Source organism: Streptosporangium sp. NPDC002721 (genome assembly GCF_042888905.1).
Taxonomy (GTDB): domain Bacteria; phylum Actinomycetota; class Actinomycetes; order Streptosporangiales; family Streptosporangiaceae; genus Streptosporangium.
Genome location: NZ_JBIAQI010000015.1, coordinates 38,784 through 58,115 on the forward strand (window position 1 = coordinate 38,784; position 19,332 = coordinate 58,115).

Below are 19,332 nucleotides of genomic sequence, written 5' to 3' on the forward strand. Positions count from 1 at the left end.
AGCCCGCCCTCCCCGGGAGACGCCTTCCCGGGAGCCGGCCCCGGGTGAGCGGGTCTAGCTGGTGACCGCGAGGGCGAGGGGCAGCACGGCCGGGGCCCCGGCGTGGCGGAGCATGGCGGCTCCCAGCGTCATCGTCCAGCCGGTGTCGACCAGGTCGTCGACCAGCAGGACCGGGCCCCCGGCCCCGGCGACGGCCGCGCCCAGGGCGGCGGGCATCGCGAGGGTGCCCCTGATCGCCTGGACGCGCTGCGCGCTGTTGAACTGCCGTCCGGGCGGCCCCGACCGGTAACCGAGGTCGCCCAGGTAGGACAGTCTCCCCACCTGGGCCAGCCGCTCGGCCAGGCTGCGGACGAGCAGGGGGCGGCCGGCCGAGGGCACCGCGACGACGCCGACCGGGCGCCGAGCCCAGTCCCAGGACGACAGCACCTTGATCACGGCGGCGAAGACGTCGTCGGGGACCGGCCCGTCGGGGGCGCCGTCGGAGAGCAGGCCGCGCAGGCGGTTGCCCCAGCCGATGTCGGTGAGCCTGCCCAGCACCCGGCCGGGCTCGGCGCCCAGCTCCGGCTTGATCCGGCCCTTGAGGTCGGTGAGCCCGGTCGGCCACTGCTTGCGCGCCTCGATGTCCACGCCGGGCCGCTGGAGCCGGTCGGCGGCCGACCGTACGGCCCCCTCGTCCACCTCGGGCGAGCGGTGGGCGCCGGTGCAGTTGTCGCAGCGCCCGCAGGGGGAGGCGGTGTCGTCGTCGAGGCGGCGGCGCAGGAACTCCTCGCGGCAGCCGGTGGTGTCGAGGTATTCGAGCATGGCCCGCTGCTCGGCCTCGCGCTCGGCGGCGACCCTGGCGTAGCGCGGGGCGTCGTAGCCCCAGGGCTCGCCGGTGGACTCCCAGCCGCCCTTGACCCTGCGTACCGCGCCGTCGACGTCGAGGACCTTCAGCATGGTCTCCAGGCGGCTCCTGCTGAGGTCCACCCGGTTCTCCAGGGCGGCCGTGGACATCACGCCACCCTCCTCCAGCGCGGCCAGCACCGCGCGTACGACGGGCTCGGGCGGGAAGGCCAGCGAGGCGAAGTAGGCCCAGATGTCGCGGTCCTCGGCGCCGGGCAGCAGGATCACCTCGGCCCGCTCGACCCCTCGGCCCGCGCGGCCCACCTGCTGGTAGTAGGCCACCGGGGACTGGGGCGCGCCGACGTGCACGACGAAGCCGAGGTCGGGCTTGTCGTAGCCCATGCCGAGCGCGGAGGTCGCGACCAACGCCTTGATCTTGTTGTCGAGCAGCGCCTGCTCGGCGGCGAGCCGCTCGGCCTGCTCGGTCTGCCCGGAGTAGGCGATCACCTCGTGGCCCTGCTCGCGCAGGTAGGCGGCGATCTCCTGGGCGGCGGCCACGGTGAGCGTGTAGACGATGCCCGACCCGGGAAGCTCGTGCAGCGCCTGGGCGAGCCAGGCCAGCCGCTGCTCGGCGCCGCGCAGGCGCACGACCCCGAGGTGGAGGCTGTCGCGCTCCAGCGCGCCGCGCAGCACGAGCGTCTCCTCGCCCATCTGCTCGGCGACGTCGCGGGTGACCCTGGCGTTGGCCGTGGCGGTGGTCGCGAGGATCGGCACGCCCTCGGTGAGCTCCTCGAACAGCGTGCGCAGCCGCCGGTAGTCGGGGCGGAAGTCGTGACCCCAGTCGGAGATGCAGTGCGCCTCGTCGACCACGATCAGGCCCGCGCTCTCGGCCAGCTCGGGCAGCACGTGGTCGCGGAAGTCGGGGTTGTTGAGCCGCTCGGGGCTGACCAGCAGCACGTCGACCGCGCCCTCGGCGACCTGGTTGTAGACCTGCTCCCACTCCTCGGGGTTGGCCGAGTTGACCGTGACGGCGGTGATCCCGGCGCGCTCGGCGGCGGCGATCTGGTTGCGCATCAGGGCAAGCAGCGGCGACACGATGACGGTCGGCCCCTCGCCCAGCTCGCGCAGGAGCGCGGTGGCGATGAAGTAGACCGCCGACTTGCCCCAGCCGGTGCGCTGCACCACGAGCACCCGGCGCCGGTCCATGACCAGCGCCTTGATCGCCGCCCACTGGTCCTCGCGCAACCGGGCGTGCTCCCCGGCGAGCGCCCGCAGCCGCTCCTCGGCCTCTTCGCGCAGCATCAGCTCTTCGCTCACCCGGTCATTGGTACCAGGTCTCGCCGACTGTTTTTCCCCGGTACGGCATACACGGGCGGCACATGCCGTACCGGACAGGAGCTCGGAGGGGTGATCGGCAGTCTCCGGGCACAGGACGGGCGCCACCGGGCCCGTGGCGCCGGGAGCGGGGACCTGGGGGCCTCCGAGCCGTGATTTGATGCATCCACTATGGACGTCACCACCTGGTACCTCGAACAGACCTCGCGTTCGGACCTGTTGCCCGCCAAACCGCCGTCGATCGAGGTCGACGTCGTGCGCGCCGAGCTGCCCTCGCCCGAGTTCAGCCGGTTCCTCACCACGGCCGTCGGCGGAGACTGGCACTGGACCAACAAGCTGCCGTGGACCTGGGACGAGTGGGCCGACTGGCTGGCCGGCGGCGTGGAGACCTGGGTGGCCTACCACCGGGGCACCCCGGCGGGCTACGTCGAGCTCGTCCCGCAGGACGGCGGGACCGTCGAGATCGCCTCCTTCGGCCTCCTGGCGTGGGCGATCGGCAAGGGCGTCGGCGGTCACCTGCTGGAGACCGGCGTGGCCAGGGCCTGGGACCTGGCCGACCGGCAGCCGGAGCGGGAGCCGACCCGGCGGGTGTGGCTGCACACCTGCTCCCTCGACAGCCCGGTGGCGCTCGCCAACTACAAGGCGCGCGGCTTCAGGGTCTACGACACCAGGGTGAACGTGCCCGGCGACGAGCACGAGGGCGAGACCCCCGGCCCCTGGCCGGGAGCGGGCCCCCGGACCCGCCCTCTCCCGGGCGCCGGCGCCACGGCCGCCCCGGGAGCCCCTGCCGTCCCCGGCACCCCGCCGGAACGGCCCCGGCACCCTTAGGCAGGCCGGGGAGGGCCCGGAAGTGTCGGATGGGCTGGGTATGGTATCGAGTCTCGGTATGATGCCCGGTCGCCCCCGTCACCGGGTTCCCATCGGACATCCCGGCCAAGGCTCCCCGGAGAGCCGGCGCCGACGGTTGGACCACGAAGACAGAAGGAGGATGCGCCTCCCTCCGGCCTGACGGCCGGGGCGCGCGCGCAGGAAATCAGATGGCTCGACGGACGACCACACCCCCGACCGACGAGGGCTTCGAGGAGCGGATCGTCGACATCGACGTTTCCACCGAGATGCGCACCAGCTTCCTCGAATACGCATATTCGGTGATCTACCAGCGTGCGCTGCCGGACGCCAGGGACGGCCTCAAGCCGGTCCAGCGCCGCATTCTCTACTCGATGAGCGAGATGGGCCTGCGGCCCGACCGGGGCCACGTCAAGTCCTCGCGCGTCGTCGGCGACGTGATGGGCAAGCTCCACCCGCACGGCGACACCGCCATCTACGACGCGCTGGTCCGCATGGCCCAGCCGTTCTCGATGCGCCTGCCGCTCATCGACGGGCACGGCAACTTCGGCTCCCCCGACGACCTGCCCGCCGCGATGCGCTACACCGAGGCCCGGCTGGCCTCGGCGGCGATGGCCGTGGTCCAGTCGATCGACGAGGACACGGTCGACTTCAAGCCCAACTACGACGGCCAGGAGACCGAGCCCACGGTCATGCCGTCGGCCTTCCCCAACCTGCTGGTCAACGGTGCCACCGGCATCGCGGTCGGGATGGCCACCAACATGGCGCCGCACAACCTCGTCGAGGTCGTCGCCGCCGCCCGCCATCTGATCAAGAAGCCCGACGCGACGCTCGACGACCTGATGCGGTTCGTCCCCGGCCCCGACCTGCCCACCGGTGGCACGATCATCGGCCTCGACGGCATCCGCGACGCGTACGCCAAGGGCCGGGGCACCTTCCGGATGCGCGCCAAGTGCGCCGTCGAGCAGGTCAGCCCCCGCCGCAAGGGCATCGTCGTCACCGAGCTGCCCTTCAACGTCGGTCCCGAGCGCGTGGTCACCAAGATCAGGGAGCTGGTCACCGCCAAGAAGCTCCAGGGCATCTCCGACCTCAAGGACCTCAGCGACCGGCACAAGGGCCTGAGCCTGGTCATCGAGATCAAGAACGGCTTCATCCCCGAGGCCGTGCTGGAGGAGCTCTACCGGCTCACGCCGATGGAGGAGACCTTCGGCATCAACAACGTCGCCCTGGTCGACGGCGAGCCGCGCACGCTGGGCCTGCGCGAGCTGCTCCAGGTCTACGTCGACCACCGCATCGACGTGGTGCGCCGCCGCTCCCTCTACCGCAGGCGCAAGCGCGAGGAGCGCCTGCACCTCGTCGAGGGCCTCGTCGTCGCCCTGCTCAACATCGACGAGGTCATCCAGGTCATCCGTTCCTCCGACAACTCCGCCCAGGCCCGCGAGCGCCTGACGGAGATCTTCGAGCTGTCGGAGACCCAGGCCAACTACATCCTCGACACCCCGCTGCGCCGCCTGACCCGCTACGACAAGCTGGAGCTCGACCGCGAGAGCCAGACCCTGCGCGACGAGATCGCCGAGCTGACCGCGATCCTGTCCTCCGACGACAAGCTCCGCAAGGTCGTCTCCGACGAGCTCGCCCAGGTCTCCAAGACCTTCGGCACCCCGCGCCGCACGGTGCTGCTGGAGTCCTCCGGGGTCGCGAGGAACGTCTCGGTCCCCCTGGAGGTGGCCGACGACCCCTGCCTGGTGCTGTTCTCCTCCACCGGCCTGCTGGCCCGCACCTTCGACGCCTCGCCGCTGGCGGGCGACGGTGACCGCTCGTCCCACGACGTGCTGGTCTCCGCCGTGCGGAGCACGGTCAGGGGCGAGGTGGGCGTGGTCACCAACCAGGGCCGGATGATCAGGGTCCAGGTGGTCGACCTGCCCACGCTGCCCCGGTCGGCCAACCCGCCGTCGCTGTCCGGCGGCCACCCGGTCGCGGAGTACGTCACCTTCAACCCGGGCGAGACGGTCGTCGGCATCGGCTCGCTCGATCCCGACGGTCCCGGCCTGGCGCTGGGCACGGCGCAGGGGGTGGTCAAGCGGGTCGTGCCCGACTACCCGGCCAACCGCGACGACTTCGAGGTGATCACCCTCAAGGAGGGCGACACGGTTGTGGGCGCGGTGGAGCTGGAGAGCGAGGACCACGATCTCGTCTTCATCACCTCCGAGGCCCAGCTGCTGCGCTACTCCGCCTCCGTCGTCCGCCCGCAGGGCCGTCCCGCGGGCGGCATGGCCGGCGTGCGGCTGGACGGCGGCGCCACGGTGGTCTGGTTCGGCGCGGTCGACCCGTCGCGCGAGTCGCAGGTGGTGACCATCGCCGGTTCCTCGACGGCACTGCCCGGCACCCAGATCGGCGGCGCCAAGATCTCCGACTTCGCCGAATACCCGCCGAAGGGCCGGGGCACCGGCGGCGTCCGCGTCCAGCGGTTCCTCAAGGGCGAGGACGTCCTGCTGCTCGCCTGGGCGGGCCCCGGCCCGGCCCGCGCGGTCTCGGCCGTCGGCAAGCCGGTGCCGCTGCCCGAGGAGCTGGGCCGCCGCGACGGCTCCGGCGTGCGCCTCACCCACACCGTGTCGGCCGTGGGCGGCGCCCTCGGCGCCGGGGGCGGCGAGGAGGGCTCGGCGGCTCCCGCCCCCGAGGAGTGACCCCCATCGTGTGACAGGGCCCCGGAGGCCCCCGCCAGGACGGCGGGGGCCTCCGGGGCCCTGTCGGTGGAGTTCCCCAGGGCGGCCGCGCCGGGACCGCCCTGAACGCCCGGTCAACCCGAAAGCCCCGGCACCGCACGGGACGTCCGATCAGCGCGAAGATCCCGAGATCACGCGAGATGCCCGGCCGGCACGAGAGCCCCGGGGTCAGACCGGAGGCCCGGAGGCCCTGAGATCGATCAGGAGGGTCAGTCGACGCACAGGCAGAACGGGTGCCCGGCGGGGTCGAGATAGACCCGGAAACCCTCGTTCTCGCCCGGCTGGTACGGATGTTTGGTCGCGCCCAGCGCCAGCGTCTCCTTCTCGGCCTCGTCGAGGTTCTCGACCGTCAGGTCGAGGTGGAACTGCTGGGGCCGCTCGGTGCCGGGCCACTCCGGCGGCCGGTGGTCGAGGACCCGCTGGAAGCAGAGCCGTCCGGGCCTGCCCCCGGTGACCACCACCCAGTCGTCCTCGACGCTGGCGACCTTCCAGCCCAGGAGCGCGCTGTAGAAATCGGCCAGTTGCTTGGGGTCTGGACAGTCGAGGACGATCGACCTCAGCTGCGCGATTCCCATGTTTCCTCCCAAACTCGGCACCGACGAAGATCCTATGGCGGTGTCACCGGGAGCCTCAATGGCCGCCGTGCCGATCGGTCCGGTGCCACCCCGGCCCCGGTTCGCCTTTCCCCGGCGGACGGGCCGAAACCCGGGATCTCAGGTGAGCGCGCCCTGGAGCGCGAACCGGATCGCCATCAGCAGCTGCCAGGGCTCCCCCGACTCCCAGAAGCGGACGACCCTCGCGACCCGGTCCGTCGGCTCGAACTCGCCGGTTCCCCGGGGACCGAAACACCCCGCCTCCGCGAGAACGGCCACGAACGGGTCGTCGTCCTTGAGTGATCGCGTGTAGACCGCCGCGTCGAGCAGGGACAGCGCCGAGCGCGCGTTGCGCCCCCCGTCCCTGACCTCGACCCGGTCCAGCTTCCGCCTTCCCTGGTCACGCAGATAGTCGGCCAGCGATTCGGTCCTGCTCATCAGCCTCTCCACACTTCCGGACGTCGGGTGACGACATAATGACCCACGGTGATGAGCGGTGGTGGGATCTTGGTGAAGTCGTCACCCGGTACGCCCCCGCCCATGTTCCGGGAACGGGCATGAAGCATCATTAGTCCGTTGATCGCACCGACCGAGGGATGCGCACGTGAGTGCTTTTGACGACCTGCTGACCGCCAACGAGAAATTCTCCGCCACGTTCACGAACGCCGGACTGACCGGCACGGCCGCCCGCGGCCTCGCCCTGGTCACCTGCATGGATTCGCGGATCGACCCGCTGGGGCTCTTCGGCCTCAAGCCGGGCGACGCCAAGATCCTCCGCAACGCCGGGGCCCGGGTCACCGACGACGTCCTGCGCACGCTCGTCCTGGCGGTCAATCTGCTGGGAGTGGAGCGGGTGCTGGTCATGCCGCACACCGACTGCGGCATGACCAAGGTCACCGACGAGGAGGTGCACGCGATCGCCGCCCGGCGCGGCGTCGACACCCGCAGCCTGGACTTCCACACCGTCCCCGACCAGGACGCGGCGCTCCGTCACGATCTCGTACGGATCAGGACGAGCCCGTTCCTGCCCGTCGGCATGCCGGTCGGCGGGGCCATCTACGACGTACGCACCGGCAAGCTGATGCCGGTCGACGTCTGAACCTCGTGGTCCGGCCCCGGCCGGGGCCGGGCCACGGTTTCACGACCGGCCGTGCTTCCCGGCGTCCGAGGACGCCGGGCACGGTGAGGGACACGCGGGCACACGCGATCGGCGGCGCTTCGATCAGCCGCCCGTTGTCGTGGGAATCCGCCGGGAGATCACCCGGCGGGGGCGGTCACGCGTCGATGTGGTCGCGGTCGATCTCGGCCGCGCTGCTCACGATGAACTCCCGGCGCGGGGCCACGTCGCTGCCCATCAGGAGGGCGAAGATGCGCTCGGCCTCCTCGATGTCCTCGATGCGGACCCTGCGCAGGGTGCGGTGCCGGGGCTCCATGGTCGTCTCGGCCAGCTGGTCGGCGTCCATCTCACCCAGGCCCTTGTAACGCTGGATCGGGTCCTTCCAGCGCTTGCCCCGGCGCTCCAGGTCGCGCAGCACCCGCTGCAGCTCGGCGTCGGAGTAGCAGTAGACGTACTTGCCGTGACCGCGCGTGGGGTTGATCACCTCGATGCGGTGCAGCGGCGGCACGGCGGCGAAGACCCGCCCGGCCTCGACCATCGGCTTCATGTAGCGGTGGAACAGGGTCAGCAGGAGGCAGCGGATGTGCGCCCCGTCGACGTCGGCGTCGGCCATCAGGATGACCTTGCCGTAGCGGGCGGCCTCGATGTCGAAGGAGCGGCCCGAACCCGCGCCGATGACCTGGATGATCGCGGCGCACTCGGCGTTCTTGAGCATGTCGGCGACGGACGCCTTCTGCACGTTCAGGATCTTGCCCCGGATCGGCAGCAGCGCCTGGAACTCCGAGTTGCGGGCCGCGCGGGCGGTGCCCAGCGCCGAGTCTCCCTCGACGATGAACAGCTCGCTGCGGTCGACCTCGTCGCTGCGGCAGTCGACCAGCTTGGCGGGGAGCGCCGAGTTCTCCAGGGCGGTCTTGCGGCGCTGGTTGTCGCGGTGCTCCCGGGCGGCGATGCGGGCCTTGGCCGCCGCGACGATCTTCTCCATGACCGCGCGGAGCTGCGCCTTGGCGTTGCGCGACGGGTTGGCGAGCAGCTCCTTGAGCTCTCGCGAGACGACGTGGGCGACGATCCTGGAGGCCGCGGAGGTGCCCAGGACCTCCTTGGTCTGGCCCTCGAACTGCGGCTCGGGCACCCGGACGGTCACCACGGCGGTGAGGCCCTCCATGATGTCCTCGCGGGTCACCGGGGCGTCGCCGTTCTTGAGCAGGCGGGTCTCGCGCAGCTGCTCGTTCAGGGTGCGGACGAGGGCGCGCTCGAAGCCGTTGACGTGGGTGCCGCCCTTGGGGGTGGCGATCACGTTGACGAAGGAGCGGACGGTGCTGTCGTAGCCCTTGCCCCAGCGCACCGCCACGTCGACGGTGAGCTCGCGCTGGACCTCGGTCGGGGTCATGTGCCCCAGGTCGTCGAGGACCGGGACGGTCTCGTGGAAGTGGCCGACGCCCTGCAGGCGCAGCACCTCGCAGACGGCCTCGTCGCGGGCGAGGAACTCGGTGAACTCCGAGATGCCGCCGTCGAAGTGGAACTCCTCCTCGACGGCCTCCTCGCCGCGGCTGTCGCGCACGGCCAGGGTGAGGCCGGGGACCAGGAACGCGGTCTGGCGGAGGCGGACGTGGATCTCGTCGAGGGAGACCTCGGCCTCGGGCAGGAAGATCTGGTGGTCGACCCAGAAGCGCACGCGGGTGCCGGTGACGTTCTTCGCGACGGTGCCGCCGTCGCGCAGGCCGGACTTCTTCTTGAACTTGGCCTTGGGGCCGTCGCCGTCGAAGACGCCGGGGACGCCCCTGCGGAAGCTGATCTCGTGGACCCGGCCGTCGCGGTCGACCTCGACGTCCAGCCGCGAGGACAGGGCGTTGACGACGGAGGCGCCGACGCCGTGCAGGCCGCCCGAGGCGCCGTAGGAGCCGCCGCCGAACTTCCCGCCCGCGTGGAGCTTGGTGTAGACCAGCTCCACGCCCGCCAGGCCGCTCTTGGGCTCGACGTCGACGGGGATGCCCCGGCCGTCGTCGCGGACCTCGATGGAGCCGTCGGGGTGGAGCTCGACCTCGATGCGGCTGCAGTAACCGGCCAGGGCCTCGTCGACCCCGTTGTCCACGATCTCCCACAGGCAGTGCATGAGACCGCGGCTGTCGGTCGACCCGATGTACATGCCTGGACGCTTGCGGACGGCTTCGAGACCCTCCAGCACCGACAGGTGGCGGGCCGTATAGCCCGTCTCCGCGCTAACTGCGGTCACGCCCACTCCCACTCTGTCGAACACGTGTGCGCAGCTTACCGTTCTTCCCACCACGACGCGCACAAGCTTGCCATCCGGGGGGCGCGGGTGTTACATCCGGCGTGATCATCGTTACTTTCGGACACTTTCCGCTCTGGGCGTAGCAGGGGGTCGGTTGGGAACGTTCGTATCGGGTTAGATGTTCTCTCAAGTGACTGACGCCAGATCCTCCACCTCAGGGGATGACCTGAAAGGCGATACGTGACTGGAACCCTCGCCCCCGCCAAGCAGCTCACAGCTGCTGACCGCTGTGACCGGTGCGGCGCCCAGGCTTACATCCGCGCGACCCTGCCCGTAGGTGGGGAGCTGCTGTTCTGCGCCCATCACGGGCGGCAGCACGTGGCCGTGCTGAGAGACAAGGGCGCCAACATCCAGGACGAGTCCGCTCGTCTCAGCGACGCCCCGGCAACGGCAGGCAACGACGAACGATAACCAGACGAATGGAGCCATCATCGGACCCGATAGTGATATCGGCCCGCCACCGTGAAGCCCTGCCGCTCGTAGAGCGCCCGGGCAGCGGTGTTCGACTCCACTACGACTAAATATGCCCGCTGTGTGCCCTGCGCCCGCGCATGCGAGAGCAGGGCACGCAACATCTTCAGTCCATGACCCTTGCGCCGCGCGTGCGGCGGCACGGCCATGGAGTAGATCCCGAACCACTCCCCCTGGATCACGCCCCGTCCCACGGCCTCCCGGCCGAGCGAGGCGTATACGGCGGGCACGCCGGTGAGGATTCGCGCGGCCGTCGCAAGACCGTCGTCACCGAACCTCCCGTCCACGCTCCACCAGGCGTCCAACCACGCCTGTGAGGGCGCCTCAGCGAGCTCGACCCTTTCCCCGGGCCCCTCGTTTCCGGGTACGAGGGGCGCTGTCATGATCAGTGTGGGGTCCACCACCCGATAACCGCGCGCCCGCAGCGACGCGTCCAGGCCGGGCGTGGCGCCGCCTCCCACCGAGAAGACGCAGGGCAGGCCCCGGTCGGCGTAGAACTTCTCGGCCCTCTCGACGCCCGCTCGAAGATCCTCCGGCTCGCCCAGCGGCAGCACGGAGTTGGCCCGCTTGGTCACCCCGTCCGAGGCGCGCAGCGTCCAGCCTCCCGCGCCCACCCGCTCCAGCGCCGGCCAGGCCTGGTCGACCAGCCGGTCGAAGACCTCATCGATCATGCTCAAGGATCCTAACCTCCCGATCGCCCCACTACGCTCGGCCAGTGTGCTGATTCTGCTGCCTCCGTCCGAGGGGAAGGCCGCGCGAGGCGACGGCCCTGCCGTCGACCTGCCCCGACTGAGCTTTCCCGCTCTCGGCCCGTCCAGGGAGATCGTCCTGGACGCGCTCACCGCGCTGTGCCGCGAACCCGCCGCGCGCGACACGCTCGGCCTGTCGCCGGGGCAGGCCGACGAGGTCGGCAGGAACCTGCTCCTGCGGACCGCGCCGGCGCTGGCCGCGGCCGATCTGTACACCGGCGTGCTCTACGACAACCTCGGCCTGGCCTCGCTCTCCCCGGAAGCCTCGGCGCGGGCCTCGGAAAGCCTGCTGATCTTCTCCGGCCTCTGGGGCCTGCTGCGGATCGGCGACCGCGTGCCGCCGTACCGGCTGTCGATGGGGGTCCGGCTGCCGCCTCTCGGCGGCCTGGGCGCCTTCTGGCGCCGCTCGGTCACCCCGCTGCTCGACGCCGAGCCCGGCCTGGTCGTGGACCTGCGCTCCAGCACGTACGCCGCGGCGTGGCAGCCGGGCGGCCGGGCGGTGGCGGTACGGGTGCTCAAGGACGGCAAGGTGGTCAGCCACATGGCCAAGGCCACCCGCGGGGTGATCGCCCGCTCCCTGCTGGAGGGGGGCGTCGATCCTGGGAGCCCCGAGGAGCTCGCCAAGGTCCTGGATCACCTGGGCCACTCCGTCACCCTCTCCGCGCCGCCCACGGGGAAGCGGCCGTGGACCCTCGACGTCATGGTGTGATCTTCCGCGACCGTGCCGGGAACGTTGCGGGTACGAGGTCCGGCCGGATTCTCACGCCGCGACGAGGTGGAGCCGCCCGCAGGCCCGCTGGAACTGCTGGGCGGGATCACCGAGGTAGGACCACGGCAACCGGCTGGCCCTGCCTCCCGTCCGCATCAGGTGCCCGCGCGCGGGCCGGCGCAGGTCGGCGAGGTAGAAGGCGGCCCCGAACAGGTTGTGCGCCTCGATCGACCGGGGATGGCCGTCGCGGCCCAGCCAGCGCCCCGAGTGCGAGACGACCTCACGCAGCGCCCCGTCGGAGAACCAGCCGCCGCGCGACATCGGCGACCGCTCGGCGGCCACCCGCTCGAAGTGGGCCAACGGCACCAGGGACGCCATCGGATCCCCGTCCGGCGCCCGCGAGACGGCCCGCCTGGCGAACTCCAGCATCTCCTGGGCACTGCCGCCCCAGGCCGGGGACAACGTCATGAGCCGGGCCACGTGGGCAGGGAACAGCGTCGGATGACGGCGGACGGCCTCGTACCAAGCCGCGTCCTTCTCCTGGCGCGGCCGGTCGAGGCCGAGACAGAGCCACATGATCGACTCCCAGGGCACCGGATCGGACGGCGCGAGCGACGCCGCGGTGAGAAGCGGCCCCCTGGCCGATTCCATGGCCTCCTGGAACGCCCGCACGCGCCGCGCCTGCACGGCCCGCGCCCTGACGTCCGGCTTGATCGTCCAGGCTTCCTCGACGCGAGTGCGCCCGAGCCAGAGCCAGAGATCGGGATTGGCCCGGTCGCGTGCCGTCAGCGCCTCTATCGCGCGGCTGTGGCCGACGGCGGCCCTGGCCAGCGCCTCGATCCTGAGCGCCCGGCTCTCCGGGTCGCCGCGGGCCGCGCCGATAGCGATCGGTCCGGCCTCGAACATCTTCCGGCGCACCGCGGCGACCGCGTCGTCGAGCATCGCGTCCGCCCACGGACGATCGACGATCACCCGCAGCTCCCGGGCGCGAATCGTGTCAGCTTCGGCCACACCCATGAGGCGGCAGCCTAGGAATCCGTTTCACCCGACGTGCTACCGACCCGTTACGACCGCGTTAACGACAAAAGGTCCGCGCCGTACGGTGCGGACCTTTTGTCAGAAAAGCCTTAGTCCAGGTAGTCGCGCAGCACCTGCGACCGGGACGGGTGGCGGAGCTTGGACATCGTCTTGGACTCGATCTGCCGGATGCGCTCGCGCGTCACCCCGTAGACCTTGCCGATCTCGTCGAGCGTCTTCGGCTGGCCGTCGGTCAGGCCGAAACGCATCGAGACCACGCCCGCCTCGCGCTCGGACAGCGTGTCCAGAACGGAGTGGAGCTGCTCCTGCAGAAGGGTGAAACTCACCGCGTCCGCGGGAACGATGGCCTCGGAGTCCTCGATGAGGTCACCGAACTCGCTGTCGCCCTCCTCACCCAGCGGGGTGTGCAGGGAGATCGGCTCTCGGCCGTACTTCTGGACCTCGACGACCTTCTCGGGGGTCATGTCGAGCTCGCGCGCCAGCTCCTCCGGGGTGGGCTCGCGACCCAGATCCTGGAGCATCTGCCGCTGGACGCGGGCCAGCTTGTTGATCACTTCGACCATGTGGACCGGGATGCGGATGGTCCGCGCCTGGTCGGCCATGGCACGGGTGATCGCCTGCCGGATCCACCACGTGGCGTAGGTGGAGAACTTGTAACCCTTGGTGTAGTCGAACTTCTCGACCGCGCGGATCAGGCCCAGGTTGCCCTCCTGGATCAGGTCCAGGAAGAGCATGCCGCGCCCCGTGTAGCGCTTGGCCAGCGAGACCACGAGACGGAGGTTCGCCTCCAGCAGGTGGTTCTTGGCCCGGCGGCCGTCCTCGGCGATCCACTCCAGCTCGGCGCGGACGTCGACCGGGAGCTTCTCGCCGTCGGTGCCGAGCTGCTCCTCGGCGAACAGGCCGGCCTCGATGCGCTTGGCGAGCTCGACCTCCTGCTCGGCGTTGAGCAGGGGAACCTTGCCGATCTGCTTGAGGTAGTCCTTGACCGGGTCGGCGGTGGCACCGGCGGCGGCGACCTGGGGCACCGGGGCGTCGTCGTCGTCGTCGGTGAGGATGAGGACCTCGTCCTCGTTCACCTCGACGGCCTCGACCTTGGGCTCCTCCTCGGCCTCGGCCTCCACCTCGACCTCGGCTTCGACCTCCACCTCCACCTCGACCTCGGTCACGGCCTCGAGGTCGAAGTCCTCGATCTCGACGTCCTCGAGATCGATGACCTCGTCGTCGTCACCGGTGACCGGCTTCGGCGCGGACGCCGGAGCCGGGGCGCCGGCCTCGGCCTTCTTCGGCGGCGGGGCGGGAACCGGCTTCTTGGCAGCCGGGGCGACCTTCTTGGCCGGGGCCGCCTTGGGCGGAGCCGCCGGCTTCCTGGCCGCGGTCGCGGCGGGCTCGGAGCCGCTGACGACCGCGGTGACGGTCTCCGGCTGCTCCTTGGCCGCCGCGGCGGTCTTGGTCTTCTTGACGGCGGCGGGCGCGGCCGGGGCAGTGCGGCGCTTGGCGGGAGTGCGGGGCTTCTTGGGAGCCGCGGAGTCCTCGGCGGTCAGTCGTACTGTGATGCCCTCTTTGCTGAGGCTTCGCAGGATTCCAGCGACCTGCGCCATCGGAATGTCCGCTTCCTCGACGGCCTTGCGGACATCCTCGGACTCGAGGAACCCCTGCGAGCGCCCCCGCTCCATCAGCTGCTGAATGACGGGCTCGTTCAGCTCGGATGGCTTCGAGCGAGTCGAACTTGCAGGCGACACGAACACCTCTCGAAGGAAAGCGTGACGAGAATGGACCCAGATGCCCAACTAGGGGCAGTTTTACCTCTAGTTGTGATTAGCGAGGCCGCGCGAACCGCGACGCACCTGTCCAGCATTGTGGCATGACACCGTGATCCATACGGCCGCCTCCTGGCGGCTGCCCTCCACCCTAGGCCGACCAAGAGAGTAGTGCGTACGGAAGCGAGGCACCGATACCCGAAAGCAACCGTTATGACTGTTTCATTCAGTCACTCTTCGTGGCGAGGGGCACGTGAATCGCGAGCACCGTGACGTCGTCGTCCTGCTCATATCCGGACAACATGCGGTCGACGAGAAAATCTAGCAACATGTGGGGGCTTCCCACCACCTCGGCCGGCGCTTCGGTCACAACAGAGCAAAGATCGGCAAGTCCGGCATCGAGGCCACGCTTCCGGTTCTCCACCAGACCGTCCGAATACAGGACGGCGGTGTGGCCCGGCGGGACGCAGAACCTGAACTGCCTGCGGCTCGTGGGCCAGCCCAGCGGGGTGCCCGGCTCGCCGTCGCACAGCATCGGCACGCCCTCGGGGGAGACCAGCAGGGGCGGCGGGTGACCGGCGAGCGCCAGCGTCCCCTCCCCGGTGCCGGGCTCGACGACCATGTAGGCGAGGGTCGTGACCTGCTCCTCCTCCTCGGTCGCCTCGAAGACCCGGTCGAGGCCGGTGAGGACCGCCGCGGGCGGCGGGTTGGTCAGTGCCAGGGCCCGCATCGCGTTGCGGATGCGGCCCATCCCCGCCGCGGCCTTGACGCCCTTGCCCATGACGTCGCCGACCACCGCCGCGACCCGGCCGTCCTGGAGCACGAACGCGTCGTACCAGTCGCCACCGACCTGCACGTGGCGGCTGCCCGAGCGGAACCGCTGGGCGAGGACCAGCCCCCGGACCACCGGCAGGCGGTCGGGCAGCAGGCTGCGCTGGAGCGTCTCGGCCGTGCGGTGCTCGCGCTCGAACAGGGTGGCCCGCTCCACGGCGAGGGCGCACTGCCCCGCGAGCGCCTCCAGGAAGACCCCGTCCTCCTGGGAGATCTTCTGCGGGCGGGTGAAGGAGAACCTCAGCGCGCCGAGCGCGTGCCCGGCGGCCAGCAGCGGCAGACCCACCCAGGCCCGCTCGTCGCTGTGGGCGATGAAACCGGTGACGCTGTCGTCGTCGCCGCCCGCGTCGACCAGCTGGGCCCGCAGGCTCTCCGGCGACTCGGCGAAGACCGGGCGCCGGCTGTTGACCGCCATGGTCATCACGCTGGAGTGCGAGAGCGGGATCTCCTCGCCGGGCGCGCCGGGGACGTCGGGAATGCCGCCGCTGTTGACCAGCTTCAGCGCGGCCCGGTCGACGTCGAGCAGCGCCACGGCCGAACGGTCGGCCGCCAGCGCGGTGCGGCCCACGTCGATGATCACCTGGACCACCTGCTCGACGGTGAGCGCCTCGGCGAGCAGCGCCGTGGCGCCCTGCAGGCGCGCGGTCCGCAGGGCCGCGGCACCGAGCTGGTCGGTCAGGCGGCCCCGCATCTCCTCGGCCTCGCGCTGCGGGGTGACGTCGGTGTTGGCGCCCACCCACTCGACGACCCGGTTGTGCCGGATGATCGGGACGGCGCGCACCTCGAAGTGCCGGTAGCCGCTGGCCCGGGTGCGGACCCGGTAGCTCCACTCGAACATGGTCCGGCCGCGCAGCGCCTCGCGCCACGCCTCCTCGGTGTGCGGGCGGTCGTCGGGGTGGACGGCCTCCAGCCAGCCGTGGGTGAGGTATTCCTCGAGCCCCTGGCCGGTGATCGCCCGCCACTGCGGCGCGTCCTCCTCCACGACGCCGTTGGGCGCGGTGATCCACACGAGCTGGGACTGGGCCTCGACCAGCGAGCGGTAGCGCTCCTCGCTGCGCCTGAGGTCCTCCTCGACCTGCCTGCTGTCGGTGATGTCGACGCCGACCAGGCAGATCGCCCGGAGCGTCCCCTTGTCGTCGTGGACCGGGGAGAACGTCAGCGACCAGTGGTGGGTCTCGCCGTCGGCGGTACGCACGCGGATCCGCTGGTCTCCCCGGACCTCGGCCCCCGCGACGATGCCGCGCACCGAACCCTCGATCAGGGCGGTCAGGTCGGCGGAGAGCAGCTCGCCGGGGGAACGGCCGACCAGGCGCTCGGCGGGCAGGCCGACCACGTCGGCGAAGACCTCGTCGACGCGCTCGAAGCGGCCGCCGGGGTCGAAGAACGCGAAGGCGAACGGCGACTGTGACAGCAGGCCCTGCAGCAGGCCGGAGTCTGAGATGTCCACACCCGACTCCCGGGGACGGGGCACGGAGGTTTCGGCGCTCACGGTCGGCACCTCCGTCGCGTGCCAGGGTCTCCCACGAGGCACATCTCCAAACTTGCGAATTGGCGTAGCGCGGCTCCGGGGGACCGGATCCTGGAGTACATCATCGGCGATGGGCAGGTGCGGACGGAAGCCCCGCCCAGGATGCGGTCCGCGCACCCCGGGAACCCTGGGAAAACCGCCGCGCCGGCGCGAGGGGGCCCCCGCACGGGCGCCGACCGGCCGGCGTCGCGCCTCCGAACGTTTGCGGCCAGGACCATAGCAGGATCGGGCCGGACCGTCCCGGCAACTGCCCACCTCATCTCCGTCGGGCTTGCAGGCGAGATCAGGCTACTGACTCGCCGTCAATTCGGCTCCCTGTTCGGGGACACTCACTTACTCCGCTGTTGCAGGATTCAGTCAAGACACGGGGCCAGCTTTCCATATCACGGCGCCGAGGGTTGACACTCCCGAGATAAGTTGTGGAATGAAAACGCACGTCCTCGCCGACACATCCGGGGGATGCCCCCCGGGAAACTCCGGAGGAATGCGACATCCATGCCCGTTCTCACCACCCGCTTCGCCGGGCCTTCCCCGACCTTCGCAGCGTCTTCGACGTCTTCGGCGTCTTCGACGCCCTCGACGTCCGCGCGCTCCTCGGCGGTCCTCCACGAGCCGGTGACCTCTCACCTGGCCGCCGAGTTCCTGACGGTTCCCCTCGACACCGTCGACAGATGCGTGGCCGATGTCTGCGCCTGCGCCGAGCATCTCGGCATCGAGGCGACGGCCGAGGTCGTCGAGCGCGTCGCCCGCGAGCATTTGCTCGCCCTCGTCAACTCCGCGCCGCCGCCCCGCGGTCCCCGGTAGCATCGGGGGCACCCGGCCGTCTTCTACGCACCGTTTGGACCGGGAATGCGAGAAGGTTGGGACGTGAGCGAGGGAAGCGAGCGGGCCAATCGACACGGCGGCGGCGTCCGCGATGGGCTCGCGCGCCCGACGGGGGAGGCCGCTTGAGCCGGCGACATCGCCGAGACCCCAGGGAGAGCCAGTCCCCCGAGGCGGTCTTCTCCGAGATGTTGCTCGCCGCTCGCGAGCTGCTCGCCGTGCGCAGCCCGCTGGACGCCGAGCTCATGGTCTCCGACATGGTCGGAGCCTGGTGGGGTCGCCGGCTGCGCCGCGGGGACGCCGAGCAGGTCCTCGGCGAGGGCCTGGTCGACTACGCGGCCAAGGCGGGCTCGCCCGCCGCGCTCACCCTGCTGATCGCGCTGGCCTACCTCGGCACGGCCCGCCAGGCCGCCAAGGCCGAGGGAGCCGCGCTGGCGCTCATGGAGCGCGACGTGGCCAGGCCCCGCTGGGCCGACCGGCTGGGCGTGGTCAAGACGACCGGCTGCTTCGTCTCCCGCGACGCGTACGGCGACCAGGACACCGTGGTGTGCACCTTCGGCTACCGGGGCGCCGACAGCGTCGAGGACCGGCACGCGCTGGTGGTGATCGTCGACTACAACATGCGCGGCATCGCCCGCGACGCCTGGGTCTCCTCCCACGTCGACAAGCTGCTGGAGCAGGCCAGGGCCGAGGCCGAGGGCAACCCGATGCTCAGGTTCGGGGAGATCGAGCCGCAGCAGGCCAGGGCGCTGCTCGAATCGGCGATGAAGGCCACCGCCGAGTACGGCCAGCGCAGGACGTCCGCGCCGGTCAGCGACAGCTACAGCGCCTACCACGCCTTCGCCAGGTCCCGGATCAAGGCGCTGCCGCCCGGCAGGAAGCGGCCCGCCCCGCTGCACAGCGAGGCCCCCTACAGCCGCGACCGCCGGGCGATGCTGGCGGCCGAGTTCCTCTCCTCGGACGCGGCCGAGCACCTGTCCGACCCCTCGGCGGCCTCCCGGTGCGCCGACCACATCATCGACTACGGCTGCGACCAGGACTTCGGCCGCCCGCTCCGGGTGAGCCCGACCAAGTGCGAGACCTTCCTCCTCGACTGGCTGCCGCGCAAGGTGATGCTCACCACCGCCGAGCAGGAGGCGGTGCCGCACGTGCTGGGCGCGTGGGCGCGTTTCGCCGCCGGCCGGACCGGGCTGCCCGACGAGGGGTTGCGGGCCACGCTCGACGCGGTCTGGGAGGCGACGGGCAAGTTCGCCGAGTCCTACCGCGACCCGACGACCTTCGGGCTCGACCGCGACCTGCTCGACCGGCTGCTGCCGGACGGCGACCTGTCGGCACTGGCCAGGCGGGTGTTCGCGTTCCCCTTCCTGCAGGGCACGCACGGCGAGATCAAGCTCAGCCTGCTCAACCCCGCCGACGACACCGACCGGCGGATCCTGCTGGGCATCGACCACGCCGGCGAGCTCAACCGGCGCGACTACGACGAGCACCTCGCCTGGCACGAGGAGATCGCCGCCCGGCTCTGGGAGGGCGACCCGCCGCAGCTCTGGGAGGCGGCGCAGCGGCTGCTGGACCTGGGCCACGACCGGCACGACGTGCTGCACGTGCTGATCGAGATCGCCGAGCGCATCGGGGACGACCCCGAGGAGCTGGCCATCGCCCTCGACGACATCGCGGACATCCCCGACGAACCCCCGGTGTAGG

General features: G+C 71.2%; 15 protein-coding genes. 7 read left to right on the forward strand and 8 right to left on the reverse strand.

What is annotated here, in order from left to right:
• Positions 1 to 54 precede the first annotated feature (54 nt).
• Positions 55 to 2,124, reverse strand: coding sequence for a RecQ family ATP-dependent DNA helicase (locus tag ACFYWM_RS22315; protein WP_389917531.1), 2,070 nt, complete (start codon positions 2,122 to 2,124; stop codon positions 55 to 57).
• Positions 2,125 to 2,328: 204 nt separating this feature from the next.
• Here ACFYWM_RS22315 and ACFYWM_RS22320 point away from each other — a divergent pair, with 204 nt between their 5' ends.
• Positions 2,329 to 2,985 (forward strand): GNAT family N-acetyltransferase, encoded by a 657-nt coding sequence (locus ACFYWM_RS22320; protein ID WP_389917354.1) that lies wholly within the window; start codon positions 2,329 to 2,331, stop codon positions 2,983 to 2,985.
• A 209-nt stretch (positions 2,986 to 3,194) separates the two neighbouring features.
• On the forward strand, positions 3,195 to 5,687 hold the full coding sequence (locus tag ACFYWM_RS22325; RefSeq protein WP_389917355.1) for a DNA topoisomerase (ATP-hydrolyzing) subunit A: 2,493 nt from the start codon (positions 3,195 to 3,197) through the stop codon (positions 5,685 to 5,687).
• Positions 5,688 to 5,935: 248 nt separating this feature from the next.
• Here the strand turns inward: ACFYWM_RS22325 and ACFYWM_RS22330 are convergent, their stop codons facing one another.
• The gene (locus ACFYWM_RS22330) at positions 5,936 to 6,301 is read right to left on the reverse strand and encodes a VOC family protein (RefSeq protein ID WP_389917356.1); all 366 of its coding nucleotides are present in this window, start codon (positions 6,299 to 6,301) and stop codon (positions 5,936 to 5,938) included.
• Positions 6,302 to 6,439: 138 nt separating this feature from the next.
• The gene (locus ACFYWM_RS22335) at positions 6,440 to 6,757 is read right to left on the reverse strand and encodes a hypothetical protein (protein ID WP_389917357.1); all 318 of its coding nucleotides are present in this window, start codon (positions 6,755 to 6,757) and stop codon (positions 6,440 to 6,442) included.
• Positions 6,758 to 6,923: 166 nt separating this feature from the next.
• Between ACFYWM_RS22335 and ACFYWM_RS22340 the strand changes: the two genes are divergently transcribed.
• Positions 6,924 to 7,418, forward strand: coding sequence for a beta-class carbonic anhydrase (locus ACFYWM_RS22340; RefSeq protein ID WP_389917358.1), 495 nt, complete (start codon positions 6,924 to 6,926; stop codon positions 7,416 to 7,418).
• 175 nt (positions 7,419 to 7,593) lie between these two features.
• Here ACFYWM_RS22340 and ACFYWM_RS22345 read toward each other — a convergent pair whose 3' ends face one another.
• Positions 7,594 to 9,666: a type IIA DNA topoisomerase subunit B gene (locus ACFYWM_RS22345; protein ID WP_389917359.1), complete on the reverse strand. Its 2,073-nt coding sequence runs from the start codon at positions 9,664 to 9,666 to the stop codon at positions 7,594 to 7,596.
• Positions 9,667 to 9,906: 240 nt separating this feature from the next.
• Here ACFYWM_RS22345 and ACFYWM_RS22350 point away from each other — a divergent pair, with 240 nt between their 5' ends.
• Entirely contained in the window at positions 9,907 to 10,137 is a 231-nt protein-coding gene (locus tag ACFYWM_RS22350) for a hypothetical protein (protein ID WP_030920243.1), read from the forward strand.
• Positions 10,138 to 10,154: 17 nt separating this feature from the next.
• Here the strand turns inward: ACFYWM_RS22350 and ACFYWM_RS22355 are convergent, their stop codons facing one another.
• Positions 10,155 to 10,868: a GNAT family N-acetyltransferase gene (locus ACFYWM_RS22355; RefSeq protein ID WP_389917360.1), complete on the reverse strand. Its 714-nt coding sequence runs from the start codon at positions 10,866 to 10,868 to the stop codon at positions 10,155 to 10,157.
• 46 nt (positions 10,869 to 10,914) lie between these two features.
• Between ACFYWM_RS22355 and ACFYWM_RS22360 the strand changes: the two genes are divergently transcribed.
• Positions 10,915 to 11,655, forward strand: a complete 741-nt coding sequence (locus ACFYWM_RS22360; RefSeq protein ID WP_389917361.1) for a YaaA family protein — start codon at positions 10,915 to 10,917, stop codon at positions 11,653 to 11,655.
• Between the two features lie 51 nt (positions 11,656 to 11,706).
• Here ACFYWM_RS22360 and ACFYWM_RS22365 read toward each other — a convergent pair whose 3' ends face one another.
• From ACFYWM_RS22365 to ACFYWM_RS22375, 3 genes are all read right to left on the reverse strand, one after another.
• The gene (locus ACFYWM_RS22365; RefSeq protein ID WP_389917362.1) at positions 11,707 to 12,672 is read right to left on the reverse strand and encodes a hypothetical protein; all 966 of its coding nucleotides are present in this window, start codon (positions 12,670 to 12,672) and stop codon (positions 11,707 to 11,709) included.
• Positions 12,673 to 12,782: 110 nt separating this feature from the next.
• Positions 12,783 to 14,432: an RNA polymerase sigma factor gene (locus ACFYWM_RS22370; RefSeq protein WP_389917363.1), complete on the reverse strand. Its 1,650-nt coding sequence runs from the start codon at positions 14,430 to 14,432 to the stop codon at positions 12,783 to 12,785.
• A gap of 244 nt (positions 14,433 to 14,676) precedes the next feature.
• Positions 14,677 to 16,770: a SpoIIE family protein phosphatase gene (locus ACFYWM_RS22375; protein ID WP_389917364.1), complete on the reverse strand. Its 2,094-nt coding sequence runs from the start codon at positions 16,768 to 16,770 to the stop codon at positions 14,677 to 14,679.
• A gap of 654 nt (positions 16,771 to 17,424) precedes the next feature.
• Here ACFYWM_RS22375 and ACFYWM_RS22380 point away from each other — a divergent pair.
• Both ACFYWM_RS22380 and ACFYWM_RS22385 read left to right on the forward strand, forming a co-directional pair.
• Positions 17,425 to 17,613, forward strand: a complete 189-nt coding sequence (locus ACFYWM_RS22380) for a hypothetical protein (protein ID WP_389917365.1) — start codon at positions 17,425 to 17,427, stop codon at positions 17,611 to 17,613.
• A gap of 206 nt (positions 17,614 to 17,819) precedes the next feature.
• Positions 17,820 to 19,331, forward strand: a complete 1,512-nt coding sequence (locus tag ACFYWM_RS22385) for a hypothetical protein (RefSeq protein ID WP_389917532.1) — start codon at positions 17,820 to 17,822, stop codon at positions 19,329 to 19,331.
• Position 19,332: the final 1 nt, after the last annotated feature.